This window comes from Streptomyces sp. WM6372, assembly GCF_001279655.1.
In the GTDB taxonomy this organism is placed as follows: Bacteria; Actinomycetota; Actinomycetes; order Streptomycetales; family Streptomycetaceae; genus Streptomyces.
In genome coordinates this window covers 1-12361 of record NZ_LGDB01000021.1, presented here as the reverse complement: position 1 = coordinate 12361, position 12361 = coordinate 1, and the positions used below count along the sequence as shown (strand labels likewise).

Genomic DNA, 12361 nt, shown 5'->3' with positions numbered 1-12361 from the left:
GTGCCGAAGGCACGGAGCGTCGGGGCCCGGCGGTGAGCCGGGAACGCGCGCGGCGAGCGGAGCGAGCCGCCTTGATGAGGTAGAGAAACCTGTAACAGGTCCCCCGCTGATCCTCGGCTACGCCGTGGTGAGTGCGTCGGCGATGGCCTGCATGTCGTCTGTGACGGCATCGGCTTGCGCTTCGGCGAACAGATCGACCTTCTGGGGCTTGTTGGCGTAGCCGATGACCGTCGTCCCTGCGGCATGCGCGGCCTGGATGTCCGTGAGCGAGTCACCGATCAGGGTGCAGTGCGTGACATCCATCTGCATCTGCTCCGCCGCCCCAATCAGCGGGAACGGGTTCGGCTTCATCAGGTGAGGCTGCCCGGACGGTCGACCGATGACCTTCACGACGTATCCCCCCAGCCCGTGCTCCTCCAGGAAGCGCTGGACGCATTCGGCGGAATTGTTGCTCACCACCGCCACCGGCCGCCCCGAGGCACGTGCGGCCTGAAGAGCTTCCACCGCCCCCGCGGTCGGCGATCCGGCCACCGCCACGGCTTCGACCTCAGCCGCAGTCAGCGCCTGTTCCACCATGCGGCCGATTTCGTCGCCGGCCTCGTGCGCGATGCGCATGACCTCGATCGGATCGTCGGTCTCGGTGGCCTTGGCACCGGCGGCCTCGTCATGGGCTGTGAGCAGTGCGGCGAGCTGCTTGGCGACCTCTGGGGCGGGCAGCCCGGCGAACACATCGCATACGGGCCCGTCGAAGTCGAAGAAGATCACGCGCGCGTTCGCCAGGACTCCCGAGAGACGGTCATCGTGCGTCAAGGTCGAAGTCCCTTCCGATGGTCTCCCACACGCTGTCGAACCACATGCGGGCTTGCTGGACCTGCTGCGCTCCGCTGGAAGACTCGCCGTCATTGATCGAGTGATGGAACAGCGTGGCGTCCTTGCCCACAAGGTCGTAGATCTCGATCGTCTCGCCCTGGGCGACGACCTTGTTGGGCCGGATCGGGTAGTACCCAAAGAACGCGTCTTCGTCGTTGATCACGTAGAGCTTGAAGAACTGCGTACCGCTGTGGACACGGACGCTGATCTGCGTCTCGGCCACGAGGCCAAGGTGCTCCAGCTCGGCGATGGCGTCACGAATGCTGCGGGTGTAGCTGACCATGATGTCGTGCATTCGGTCGCGGAGCCGCTTGTCGTCCGCGCCGTCGTCCTTGCGTACCGGCGCCGCCTGGGGCACCGACATGTCGGGGACGAGTATCCGCATGGTGATGCTCGACGGCGTGAGCCGACCGACCCGGATCTTGTCGAGCGGCTCCTGAAGTGCCCCGTGCAGGGTCTCGCTGGAGAAGCCTGCGAAATCGATCGTCACGCGGTCCTTGGCGAAGGCCTGCTCGACGTACGGGCGTAGGCCCGCTGGCCGTTCGGTCCGGTTGCGCACATAGACGCCGCTGCCCTTACGGGAGACCACCAGGCCCTCGTCTTCGAGGTCGCGCAGCGCGCGCTGGATTGTCGCCCGAGCGAACCCGTAGTGCTCCGTCAGCTTCGCGTGGGACGGGAGCTTCTCACCAGGGCCCAGCTTTCGAGTGCGGATGGCCGCGCTGAGGCTGCTCGCCACCTGCTCGTACGGGGCTCTGTCGTCGTCTGGGTCGAGGGGCTCGGGGACAAAGGTCATGGGGTCGATGGTAGGTGACACCCCCCAAGCAGGACAGCCATGCCAGTCATGTTGTTGACATGGCTAGCCATCTCTCTTACCTTCGAGATGTGACCAACCGGGCTAGCCAAGTTGGTCATCTAGCTTCCTGCTGGCATCTCTGAAGGAGAAACCATGCCGTCGTTCAAGGTGGACACGTCGACTGCCGTGGTGTTCGTGGCCACGGCCCCGACCCCGAAGCTCGTGAGCAAGCAGACCGGTGAGCGCGCCGTCGACCGGGAGACCGGTGCCGGGCTGTCCACGGTGGGTCTGCTGATCTCGGATGAGGGGGAGGGCAACCTCTACCAGGTGACCGTTCCGGAGACCGGTCTCCCCGAGGGCCTGATGCCGGGCATGCCGGTCTCCGTGATCGGCCTCAAGGCACGGGACTGGGAGAACACGTTCAACGGTCAGACCCGGCACGGCATCTCGTTCCGCGCCGTCGCCCTCACGTCGGTCGGGGTCTGACCATGACCGACCTGTCGACGTTATGGGAGGTCGGCCTCCCCCTGGCGGGTGCAGGCGGTGGTCTCGGATACGCGAAGTACCGTGCCCCGCGCCTGTTCTGGTCTGTGGTCGGTCTGCCTGTGGCACGTGTGCGGTTCGCGGTGACGTACGGGGCCACGATGGACGTGTGCGGACTCACGGTGCAGCCGTCCCGCTTCCGGGCGTTCCTGGTCCGCAACGTCGCCCGTCGCAGCGACGTACAGCCGGTTCCGCCGAAGGTCCGCCGGGTGCGGGGTTCCTCGACCGGGATGCGGGTCACCCTGCGGCTGCCGGCCGGGCTGGAGCCCTCCGACGTGGTCGCGGCTTCCGAGCGGCTGCGCCACGCCTGGGGTGTCCACTCGGTCAACGTGGTGGAAACCAAGCCGGGGTTTGTCGAGCTGCGGATGACCGGCTACGACGTACTGCGCCGCGTGAAGATGCCGCGCCGACGCCCGTCCGGGCAGATGGTGGTCCCGGTCGCGCTCCGGGAGGACGGCACCGCGTTCGTACGGGACTACCTCAAGGTCCCGCACGCGCTGACGCTCGGCGCCAACCAGTCGGGTAAGTCCATGTACCAGCGCAACCTGATCGCGGGCCTCGCCCGCCTGCGGGTCGCCCTGGTCGGGATCGACTGCAAGCGCGGTGTTGAGCAGCAGGGCTACGCCCCGCGGCTGTCGGCACTGGCCGTGACCCCGGCGGAGGCGTCCGGGCTCCTGGACGCGCTTGTTGACGAGATGGAGACCCGTTTCGATCTGCTGAGCGCCTATGGCGCCGCCGACCTGTGGGCGCTGCCCGAGGGCATCCGTCCGGTACCCGTCGTCGTGCTCGTGGACGAAGTCGCGGAGCTGTTCCTCATCGCCGGAAAGAAGGACGAGGAGCGTCGGGACCGGATGGTCATGCAGCTGATCCGCCTCGGTCAGATGGCCCGTGCGGCCGGCATCTACCTGGAGATCTGCGGCCAGCGCTTCGGCTCCGAACTCGGCAAGGGCGCCACCACGCTCCGCGCACAGCTCACTGGGCGCGTGGTCCACCGCGTCAACGACAAGCAGACCGCTGACATGGGCCTGGGCGACATCGCCCCCGACGCGGTCATGGCCGTGACGGCAATCCCGCCCGACCGGCCCGGTGTCGCGGTGGCCGGCGACTCCTCCGGCGGCTGGTCCCGGATCCGCACCCCCGAGTTGAGCGCCAAGGAAGCTGCCGAGGTCTGCTCGCAGTTCGCGTACCTGACCCCGGCGCTGCCCTCTCTCGCTCCGTACCGGCCGGCGGTCGCCGCCTCCGCCGGGTTCCCCGGGTCCGTCCCGCTGGTTAAGCCGACTCCGGCGACGCCGTAGCGACTCTCTCCCCCTCGGTCGGCGTGACCATCTCGCGCCAGGTCCCTACCCGACCCATGCCCGAAACCGAAGGGAACCGCCATGAGCACCGAGAAAAAGCCGCCGCCCCGGCGGCGACGCTCGCCCAAGCCCGCTCCCGTACCGCCGTCCTGCGGTACCTGCGACGGGACGGGGGAGACCACGACGGCCGTCCGGGTCGGGCGCAAGCACCGCGAGATCGGCGCCACGCAGACGGGACTCTGCCTGAGCTGCCTCGGCACCGGCACCGGCTGACGCGATTCCCAAAACCGCTGGTGCCGGACGGAAACGCTCGGCATCGGCCTCCTTGAAAGGAGGTGACTCGTGTTCCGCACCCTCCGCCTCGACGCCGTGCTGATCCAGGCTGTCATCGCCGGTGCCCTGTCCTTCGCCCACCTGCACGATCTGGCTGCTGCGGCAGGACAGGACGGATGGAAGGCGTGGGCCTACCCGGTCAGCGTCGACCTGCTGTTGGTCGCCGCATGGCGCCGGATGCGCACGAACGCCGAGAACCGCGACGCCTGGCTCTGGTTCGCCATCGCCCTCGTCGCCTCGCTCGGCGCCAACGTCGCCACTGCCGGACTGCTCGACCTGCAAGACGTTCCGGCCTGGCTGCGCATCCTCGTCGCGGGCTGGCCCGCGCTCGCCTTCCTCGGCGGCACGCTCCTCGCCCACGCACCCGCCCCGGTGATGGAGCCGGAGCAGACGGAACAGCGGCAGGTCGAGCCCGCCCCGGACCTGACCGTGGAGCGCGCGCCGGAAGCTGCTCCCGAGCTACCGCCGGCCGAACCCGCCCCGCAGTCCGCACCGCCGCAGCCCGCACCCACGGCCGCCGCCATGCCGGTCCCGCCCGCCCTGCTCGACCACGCCCAGAAGATCGCGGACGCCCACCAGGCACAGACCGGGGCCCCGATCGACACAGCGACTCTGCGGAGCCGCCTCGGCGTCCCGCCCGCGCTGGCGGATGCCATCGCTGTCCAACTCACGTGACAGGAAAGGAGACAGACCGTGCGCCCGAACCGCTTCTACAACGTCGCCCGCTTCGGACCGGTGCGCGTCGGCACCCACCACGACGGCCGGGGCCGCACCAAGCACACCGCCGTGTGCACCGCTCCGGGCTGCGACTTCTCCGCCGACTACTTCACCCGCGCCAGCGCCGAACTCGCCGCCCGCACCCACCGCTGCAAGGCCTGAAAGGAGATCGCTCATGCTCACGCCGAAGTACCCGAAGCCCGACACCTACATCCCGGTCCACCTGGTTCCCGACCCCGCGGCGGCCCCCGTGCCGACCGCCCCGGCCCCGGTACCCGCTCCGGCTGCCCGCCCGACCGTCCAGCTCACGCCCGGCAGCGTCGCTGCCCTCGTCGCCGGCGGTGGGGCCGTGGTCCTGGTCGTCGGCACCGTCCTCGTCTCCATGCTCCTCGCCGTCGCCATCACGGCCGCCTCGGTCGCCGTGTGCGCCGTCGTCATCCGCTCCCTGCTCAACAACCCGAAAGGTCACTGACATGGGCATCTTCAGCAAGCGTCCCGAGACCAACCACGACGAGCAGGACCGGCAGATCCAGGACGCCAAGCGCGAAGGCGGACGCCTCCTGAACGAAATCCGTGACCGGATCGGCGACGGCACCGCCACGCGCGAGGACAAGCGCATCTTCAACGCCACGCAGAAGCGCGGCGGCCGCATCAAGTAACGCCCTCCGGGGCGGCTCTCTCGCCAAAGATCCGCCGCCCCGGACGGCTCCACCTCTTCCTGATCCAACGGACCCGAAAGGGAAGCCTCATCATGCCCCAGCACGCCCAGACCAAGCCCGTCTGCCGCGACTGCGACGGCTTCGCCACCGCCACGATCACCACCGGCACCCGGACCCCCGATGGCGCCCGAGACACCGTCCGTGCCCACTGCCCGGCCTGCCGGGGACTCGGCCGCACCATCCCCGCCGGCCTCGTCCGCGCCGGGAAGTGAGTGCCTTGTCTGACGCCGCCACTGCGGCGGGCCTGGACCCGGCCACCCTGAGCGATCTGCTCCGGGTGGCCGGGGCCCCCGGCTTCGACCGACTCCACGAACAGATCCGCCGCACCGGAGGATGCGCCGCCCCCATCCGCCTCTCCGGCGGAAGCAAGCTCCTTGACCCCGCCACGCGGAGCGTCCTTCACGCCTACACGACCGACGCCGAGCCTGGCGGCGTCCTCCGGATCGCCTGCGGCAACCGCCGGGCCTCCCGCTGCCCGGCCTGCGCCTGGACGTACGCCGGTGACACCTACCACCTGATCCGCGCCGGACTCGTCGGTGAGCCCGCCAAGGGCACACCCGAGACGATTCGCGACCACCCCCGCGTCTTCGCCACCCTGACCGCCCCGTCCTTCGGCCCCGTCCACAACCGCCCCGGCACCCGCTCCTGCCGGTGCGGCGTCGGGCACCCCGAAGACGCCAGGGAGCTGGGTACCCCGCTCGACCCGTCCACGTACGACTACGCGGGCGCGGTGCTGTGGAACAACCACGCCTCCGAGCTGTGGCGGTACTTCACGATCTACCTCCGCCGTGAGATCGCCGCCCGCGCCGGTCTCACCCAGAAAGCCGCCCGTGAACAGTCCCGCGTCTCTTTCGGCAAGGTCGCCGAGTACCAAAAGCGCGGGGCCGTCCACTTCCACGCCGTGATCCGATTCGACGGGCCGAGCGGGCCCGACAGCCCGCCGCCCGCTTGGGCCACCCTCGACCTGCTCACCGACGCCATTCGGGCCGCTGCCGCTCGTGTCCGTGTCGTCGTGCCGGCCACCCTGGAGCACGGCTTCGAGAACGACTGGGACCTTAGGTGGGGCGAGCAGATCGACGTGCAGCCCATCGGCGCCTTCGGGAACGGAGAAGACTTAACGGAGCAGGCGGTCGCCTCCTACGTCGCCAAGTACGCCACCAAAGCCGCCGAGACGACAGGCACCGTCGACCACCCGGTCGGCAACAAGGAAGCCCTGCTCCTTCTCGGAGTGCCCGACCACCCGCGGCGGTTGATGGAAGCCTGCATGGATCTCGATCGGGCTTACCCGGAACGTCGGCTGCGGGCCTGGGCTCACATGCTCGGCTTCCGCGGGCACTTCTCCACCAAGTCCCGCCAATACTCGACCACCCTCGGCGCCTTGCGACAGGTCCGCGCCGACTACCGCGCCGCCCAACAACGCGCCTCCCTCGGCCTGCCCGACCCCGCCGAGCACCCGGAGGCAACCCTCCTCGTGGTCGCGCACTGGGCCTACGCCGGACACGGCTCCACACCCGGCGAGTCCTGGCTCGCCGCCAACATCCGCCGCGACATCCGGCTCAACCGCGAGATCGCCCGCGAAGAACTCATGGGGGAACGAGATGAGTGATCGATACCTGTCCGTCGTTCAGGTCGCCGAACTACTCGGCACCACGGAGCGGTTCCCCCGGCGGCTCGTTGCCGAGCGACGCATCCGGTACGTGAAGGTCGGCACCCACGTGCGGATCCCGGAGAGCGCGGTGCAGGCGTACATCGCCGCCAACACGGTCGAGCCGCGTCGGCCGCAGCGCTCGCGCTTCCGGCGGGTTGCCTGATGGGCAACCGAAAGGGCAAGAAGCGTACGTTCGGCGCCATTCGGAAGTTGCCGTCCGGGCAGTTCCAGGCGCGGTATCCCGGTCCTGACGGGGTCATGCGGCCGGCACCCGAGACCTTCGCGACCTCGCGGGACGCGGACGATTGGCTCGCCGAGAAGCAGACCGAGATCAACAAGGGGGACTGGCGGGACCCGGACGCGGGAGCGGTCAACTTCCGCGAGTACGCAGTTCAGTGGGTGGACGAGCGCGGCCTGGAGGAGACCACCGACGAGCTGTACCGGCGGCTGCTGCGGCTGCACATCCTGCCCACCTTCGAGGACCGGGACCTTGACCAGATCACCCCGCCCCACGTGCGCACCTGGCGGGCTGCACGGCTCAAGGTCACCGGGGGGTCGACGGTCGCCAAGTCGTACCGGCTGTTCAAGGCGATCATGCAGACCGCCGAGGACGATGAGTTGATCAGACGGAACCCCTGCCGGATCAAGGGCGCGGGCAAGGAAACAGCTGCCGAGCGGTCCACCGCCACCGTGGACCAGGTCGATGTCGTTGCCAAGGCCATCGGGGCGCGCTGGCGGTTGATGGTCTATATCGCCGCTTACGGTCCGGCTCGGCCCGAGGAGCTGGCGGGCCTGCGTCGCCCGGACGTTGACCTTGCGAACTGCGGTGTCTGGGTGCGTCGCGCCGAGCCGGAGCTCAACACCGGTCGGCGTGCGCCCGGCGAGACCAAGAGCGAGGCAGGTAAGCGGTTCATCGTTCTGCCGCGCTTCATGGCTGGCGATCTCAAGATGCACATGTACCTGTACGCCGAGCAGAAGCCGGACGGGCTGCTCTTCATAGGGGAGCGAGGCGCACCGTTCCGGCGTACGACGTTCGGTCGGAAGTGGAAGAAGGCGCGTAAGGCGGCAGGACTGCCGGAGGCGTTCACCTTCTACGACCTTCGTCACACCGGGCACACCCTCTCGACGCAGTCCGGGGCCACCCTGAAGGACACAATGGTGCGCGCCGGCCAGTCCTCGGAGAAGGCGGCCATGATCTACCAGCACTCCAACCTTGAGCGTCAGAGGGAAGTAGCTGCCGGGATCGATGCTCGGGTACAGGCGCTGCGGGCCACGGCACGGAATTCCGCATCTGGCACGGATCTGGCACGGGAAAGGTAGAGAGGTCTAGGCAACACAAAAGCCCCGGGTCGCTGACCTGGGGCTTTGCTGTGGAGCGGATGACGGGAATCGAACCCGCGCTATAAGCTTGGGAAGCTCATGTTCTACCATTAAACTACATCCGCATAGCGTTCCAGTTGCCTGGAGCGGTATCTTTGGACACTCTACCCCATGATCGACCCCCGGTGAATCTGCCGCGGGGTCGTCGTTGTTTGTGGTGTGCACCGAGGCTCGTGGGGGCGGGAGTTGGGGCGTAACGTACCCGTGCGCGGTGGTGCGGGAGCGGCGCTGGAGTGGCGGCTGGAGCAGGTCGCGATCATCCCCTAATGTGGCGATTCGTCGCAGTACGGCAGGTTGGGGAAAGGGACTCGATGGAGAACACCGTCGTCCGTTGTGCCGAAGGGCACGTTTTCAGTACCGCTTCGTTTCCGCTGCAGCACCTCGGTGCCGGCCGGATCGGGCCCGGGCGGCTGTTGCGGTGCCCGCGGTGTGCGCGGCTGAGGCATGCCGTGCCCGTCGGGGTGACGGCCGTCAAGCGGTAGACGGTCCGAGAGGCGCGCGGGGCCGCTCTCGATTGGGGGTGGTCCGCGCGCACTGCGTATCCTCGGGACGTGCTTCTCTCAGACAAAGACATCCGGGCCGAGATCGACAGCGGACGGGTTCGCATCGACCCGTTCGAGGAATCGATGGTGCAGCCCTCCAGCATCGATGTACGTCTCGACCGCTTTTTCCGGGTGTTCGAGAACCACCGCTACGCCCACATCGACCCCGCCGTCGAGCAGCCCGACCTGACCCGCATGGTCGAGCCGGAGGGTGACGAGGCCTTCATCCTCCACCCGGGCGAGTTCGTCCTCGCCTCGACCTACGAGGTCGTCTCGCTGCCCGACGACATCGCCTCCAGACTGGAGGGGAAGTCCAGCCTGGGCCGCCTGGGGCTGGTGACGCATTCGACCGCCGGGTTCATCGACCCCGGGTTCTCGGGGCACGTCACGCTCGAACTGTCGAACCTCGCCACCCTCCCGATCAAGCTGTGGCCCGGGATGAAGATCGGGCAGCTGTGCATGTTCCGGCTCAGCTCGCCCGCCGAGTTCCCGTACGGGAGCGAGCGGTACGGATCGCGGTACCAGGGCCAGCGCGGCCCGACGGCCTCGCGCTCCTTCCAGAACTTCCACCGCACCCAGGTGAGGCACGAGGCATGAGCGACGTCGTACGAGAGAACCTGAACTACGAGGGATTCGGGCGGGCGGTGCGCGAGCTCGCGCAGACCATCGCCGATGACGGCTACGAGCCCGACATCATCCTGAGCATCGCCCGCGGCGGCGTCTTCGTCGCCGGCGGTCTGGCGTACGCGCTCGACTGCAAGAACATCCACCTGGTGAACGTCGAGTTCTACACGGGCGTCGGGACCACGCTGGAGATGCCGGTCATGCTGGCGCCCGTGCCCGAGGCGATCGACTTCACCGACAAGAAGGTCCTCATCGCGGATGACGTGGCCGACACCGGCAAGACGCTGAAGCTCGTCCACGACTTCTGCCTGGGCCACGTCGCCGAGGTCCGGTCCGCCGTGATCTACGAGAAGTCCCACTCGCTCGTGAAGTGCGAGTACGTGTGGAAGAAGACCGACGAGTGGATCAACTTCCCGTGGTCGGTCGAGCCGCCCGTGGTGAAGCGTGAGGGTCAGGTTCTCGACGCCTGACACGACCAGCGTGGAAAAGGGCCCCGGCGCGTTGTGCGCCGGGGCCCTTTCTCGTCGGTCGTGGTCGTGCGTCGTGGGTCGTGCGTCGTGCGTTTGCGTCGTGGGTTTACAGCGTGCCCAGCTTGATGATCGACAGCAGCGCGACCAGCTGGATCGCGGACGCGCCCAGCGCCTTCGGCCACGGCAGGTCGTGCGACTTGCTGACGAGCGACGTGAACAGGGCTCCGGCCGCCACCCACGTGGCCCAGCCCAGTGCCTGCACGAACAGGTTGTCCCCGCCGAGGAACACGGCGAAGAGCAGGCGCGGCGCGTCCGTGATGGACATGACCAGCATCGACAGGCCCACGGTCGGCTGCCACGCGCCGTCGCCGCCCAGCTGGCGGGCCAGGGTGTGCGTGACGGCGCCGAGGATCAGGCCGCAGATGACGAAGGCCACGCCGGCGCTGAGGACGATCGGGACGGCGTTGGGGAGGGTGGCCTTCATGACGTCCTCGCGGGCGTCGTCGAGGCCGAAGACCGCGAGCAGGCCGTACAGGAAGGTCACGATCAGCGCCGGGCCCCAGACGGCGTAGTCGCGCATCTGCAGGAACGTCGGCCCCGGCCGCATCACGATGCCGCGGAGGAGTTCCTTCCACGGCAGTCGCGGGCCCGTCGGCGCGGCGGCCGCGGCGCCCGCGTGGTACGTCGCGCCCTGGCTGTACGGGTCCTCGCCGTACGCGAAGACCTGGGTGTGCCCCGGGTTGTCGTTCGCGTACGAGCCTCCGCCGGGGCCGCCGGGGCCGCCGTGACCGTACGGGGGCTGCTGCTGGCCGTACGACTGGCCCTGCTGCTGGCCGTACGGCGGCTGCTCGTGCGGGTCGAAGTACTCGGGCTCGCCGTGGCCTCCGGCGGCGGGCTGCTGAGGCCACTGCTGCTGGGGAGGGTAGGGCTGCTGGCCGTACGGCGCCTGCGGCGGTTGCTGCTGCTGACCGTACGGCTGCTGCCGCGGGGGTTGTTGGGGAGCGCGGTTGTTGTCCCGGCCGCGTCCGATCCTGAATCCAGCCACGTGATCGAACGTACCTGGTCCCGGAGGCCGTGGTGGGCGGGGTGCCGGAATAGGGGCCCTTTGCGGCTGAGCTGTGACATCCCCTAGGGGATCCCGATTGGGTTGGTTTGGGTCGGTTTTTGTGAGTTACCTGGTTGGCGGGGAGTCTGCGGGGGTTCGTTACATCTCCGACGGAATGCGTAGATATCGGGTCCGTAGCTTCGTCTGTGTCGCCGCCGACGACGCGCCGACGCCACCGATGAGGCATGAGCCACGAGTACGAGAAGAGCCCCCACATGCGCAGCACCGCACGTCGCACCACCCTTCGTACCGCCGCCGTCTTCGCGGGCGCGGCCGCCGTACTGGCCCTCCCGGTCGGATCCGCGTTCGCGGACTCGCCGGCCGGAGCGGAGCAGGAGGTTCTGCCGGGGGTGGAGCAGCCGGTCAAGGAGCAGCGGGTGGAGGAACAGCGGGTGGAGGAGCGGCCGGTGGAGGAGAAGTCCGTGGAGGAGAAGTCGGGTGAGGGTGCGTCTGGAGAGGGCAAGCCCACGCCCGTTACGGAACCGGCCGTTGATCCGACGGTGCCGGCGGTGGACCCGACCGTGCCACAGGTCGAGCCGACCGCGCCGCCGGTCGAGCGGGCCTTCGTGACCACGGTCAGGCTGGCGGACGGCTCGATCGCCAAGATCTACAAGATCGGCAACGACCACTTCGAGGCCGTGATCTTCTCCGGGTCGACGAAGCTGGACACGCTGGTCAGCAAGGGCGGCAAGCCGGCCTACGGACAGAACAACGGGCTGCACGTCGTCCTCCAGCCGAACGGGACCGTGACCTCATGGGTGGAGGGCGAGCAGAAGCCGGAGCCGAGGCCCAAGCCGAAGCCGGTTGAGAAGCCCGTCGAGAAGCCGAAGCACGAGGTCAAGAAGGAGACCTCGGTCCGGATCACCATGCCGGACGGGCGGATCGCGAAGCTGATCGACGGCCCGAACGGCAAGCGCGTCGAGATCTCCATGCCGAACGGGAACCCGCTCGGGACGATCGACCTGAAGCACCCCAGCGCGCAGAACGACGGCTGGACGTACCGGATCGTCCAGGACGGGAAGCGCGTGAAGTTCGTCGTCATCGACGGGAAGAGCGGCGGGAGCAGCTGGGTGTACGGGTTCGACGGGAAGCTGATCGAGAAGTACGTGGCCGAGCGGTCGAAGGCGGCTGCGAAGCCGGCGGGGGATCGGGTGATCCCGAAGGGTGGAGTGAAGGCCGGGGCGGAGGGGGTCGGGAACGGTTCCGGGAACGGTTCCGGGACCGGGACCGGCTCGGAGGCCGGTGCTTCTACGGGTGACGCGCCGATGCTGCTCGCCGCTGGCGGGGGGATGGCCGCGGCGGGGGGCATCGCGACGGTGGAC

General features: G+C 68.8%; 16 protein-coding genes, 1 tRNA gene and 1 pseudogene. 14 read left to right on the top strand and 4 right to left on the bottom strand.

Annotation, left to right across the window (positions count from 1 at the left end):
• Nucleotides 1-117 precede the first annotated feature (117 nt).
• Nucleotides 118-810, bottom strand: a complete 693-nt coding sequence (locus ADK52_RS03855) for an HAD family hydrolase (RefSeq protein WP_053688364.1) — start codon at nt 808-810, stop codon at nt 118-120.
• Nucleotides 797-1663 (bottom strand): GntR family transcriptional regulator, encoded by an 867-nt coding sequence (locus tag ADK52_RS03850; protein WP_053688365.1) that lies wholly within the window; start codon nt 1661-1663, stop codon nt 797-799. Before ADK52_RS03850 ends, ADK52_RS03855 begins: the two co-directional genes overlap by 14 nt.
• Before the next feature lie 153 nt (nt 1664-1816).
• On the opposite strand from ADK52_RS03850, the gene ADK52_RS03845 reads away from it, so the two are divergent.
• The 11 genes from ADK52_RS03845 to ADK52_RS03795 all read left to right on the top strand — a co-directional run bounded on the left by ADK52_RS03845 (nt 1817) and on the right by ADK52_RS03795 (nt 8238).
• Complete coding sequence (locus tag ADK52_RS03845; protein ID WP_053688363.1) at nt 1817-2149, top strand: hypothetical protein; 333 nt, start codon at nt 1817-1819, stop codon at nt 2147-2149.
• Nucleotides 2150-2151: 2 nt separating this feature from the next.
• Nucleotides 2152-3501: an FtsK/SpoIIIE domain-containing protein gene (locus ADK52_RS03840; protein ID WP_053688362.1), complete on the top strand. Its 1350-nt coding sequence runs from the start codon at nt 2152-2154 to the stop codon at nt 3499-3501.
• A gap of 81 nt (nt 3502-3582) precedes the next feature.
• A complete protein-coding gene (locus tag ADK52_RS03835) occupies nt 3583-3774 on the top strand; it encodes a hypothetical protein (RefSeq protein ID WP_053688361.1) in 192 nt (63 codons plus the stop codon).
• Between the two features lie 69 nt (nt 3775-3843).
• Nucleotides 3844-4509 (top strand): DUF2637 domain-containing protein, encoded by a 666-nt coding sequence (locus tag ADK52_RS03830; RefSeq protein ID WP_053688360.1) that lies wholly within the window; start codon nt 3844-3846, stop codon nt 4507-4509.
• A gap of 18 nt (nt 4510-4527) precedes the next feature.
• On the top strand, nt 4528-4713 hold the full coding sequence (locus tag ADK52_RS03825; RefSeq protein ID WP_053688359.1) for a mobile element transfer protein: 186 nt from the start codon (nt 4528-4530) through the stop codon (nt 4711-4713).
• Nucleotides 4714-4726: 13 nt separating this feature from the next.
• Nucleotides 4727-5023 (top strand): hypothetical protein, encoded by a 297-nt coding sequence (locus tag ADK52_RS03820; protein WP_053688358.1) that lies wholly within the window; start codon nt 4727-4729, stop codon nt 5021-5023.
• 1 nt (nt 5024) lies between these two features.
• Nucleotides 5025-5210 (top strand): hypothetical protein, encoded by a 186-nt coding sequence (locus tag ADK52_RS03815; RefSeq protein WP_053688357.1) that lies wholly within the window; start codon nt 5025-5027, stop codon nt 5208-5210.
• A 92-nt stretch (nt 5211-5302) separates the two neighbouring features.
• Nucleotides 5303-5482, top strand: coding sequence for a hypothetical protein (locus ADK52_RS03810; protein WP_053688356.1), 180 nt, complete (start codon nt 5303-5305; stop codon nt 5480-5482).
• 5 nt (nt 5483-5487) lie between these two features.
• On the top strand, nt 5488-6876 hold the full coding sequence (repSA, locus tag ADK52_RS03805; RefSeq protein WP_053688355.1) for a replication initiator protein RepSA: 1389 nt from the start codon (nt 5488-5490) through the stop codon (nt 6874-6876).
• On the top strand, nt 6869-7081 hold the full coding sequence (locus ADK52_RS03800; protein ID WP_053688354.1) for an excisionase family DNA-binding protein: 213 nt from the start codon (nt 6869-6871) through the stop codon (nt 7079-7081). Before repSA ends, ADK52_RS03800 begins: the two co-directional genes overlap by 8 nt.
• Nucleotides 7081-8238 carry a tyrosine-type recombinase/integrase gene (locus tag ADK52_RS03795; RefSeq protein ID WP_053688353.1) on the top strand — a complete coding sequence of 386 codons (1158 nt, stop codon included), beginning with the start codon at nt 7081-7083 and terminating at the stop codon, nt 8236-8238. Before ADK52_RS03800 ends, ADK52_RS03795 begins: the two co-directional genes overlap by 1 nt.
• A gap of 51 nt (nt 8239-8289) precedes the next feature.
• Here ADK52_RS03795 and ADK52_RS03790 read toward each other — a convergent pair.
• Nucleotides 8290-8363 (bottom strand) — tRNA-Gly (locus tag ADK52_RS03790).
• 486 nt (nt 8364-8849) lie between these two features.
• Between ADK52_RS03790 and dcd the strand changes: the two genes are divergently transcribed.
• A complete protein-coding gene (gene dcd, locus ADK52_RS03785) occupies nt 8850-9437 on the top strand; it encodes a dCTP deaminase (RefSeq protein WP_030152916.1) in 588 nt (195 codons plus the stop codon).
• Nucleotides 9434-9934 carry a phosphoribosyltransferase gene (locus tag ADK52_RS03780; RefSeq protein ID WP_030152914.1) on the top strand — a complete coding sequence of 167 codons (501 nt, stop codon included), beginning with the start codon at nt 9434-9436 and terminating at the stop codon, nt 9932-9934. The genes dcd and ADK52_RS03780 overlap by 4 nt, the downstream gene beginning before the upstream one ends.
• Nucleotides 9935-10040: 106 nt before the next feature.
• Here ADK52_RS03780 and ADK52_RS03775 read toward each other — a convergent pair whose 3' ends face one another.
• Nucleotides 10041-10979: a Yip1 family protein gene (locus ADK52_RS03775; RefSeq protein WP_053688352.1), complete on the bottom strand. Its 939-nt coding sequence runs from the start codon at nt 10977-10979 to the stop codon at nt 10041-10043.
• A gap of 245 nt (nt 10980-11224) precedes the next feature.
• Between ADK52_RS03775 and ADK52_RS42145 the strand changes: the two are divergent.
• Nucleotides 11225-12361, top strand: a pseudogene (locus tag ADK52_RS42145) (hypothetical protein); the annotation flags it as partial.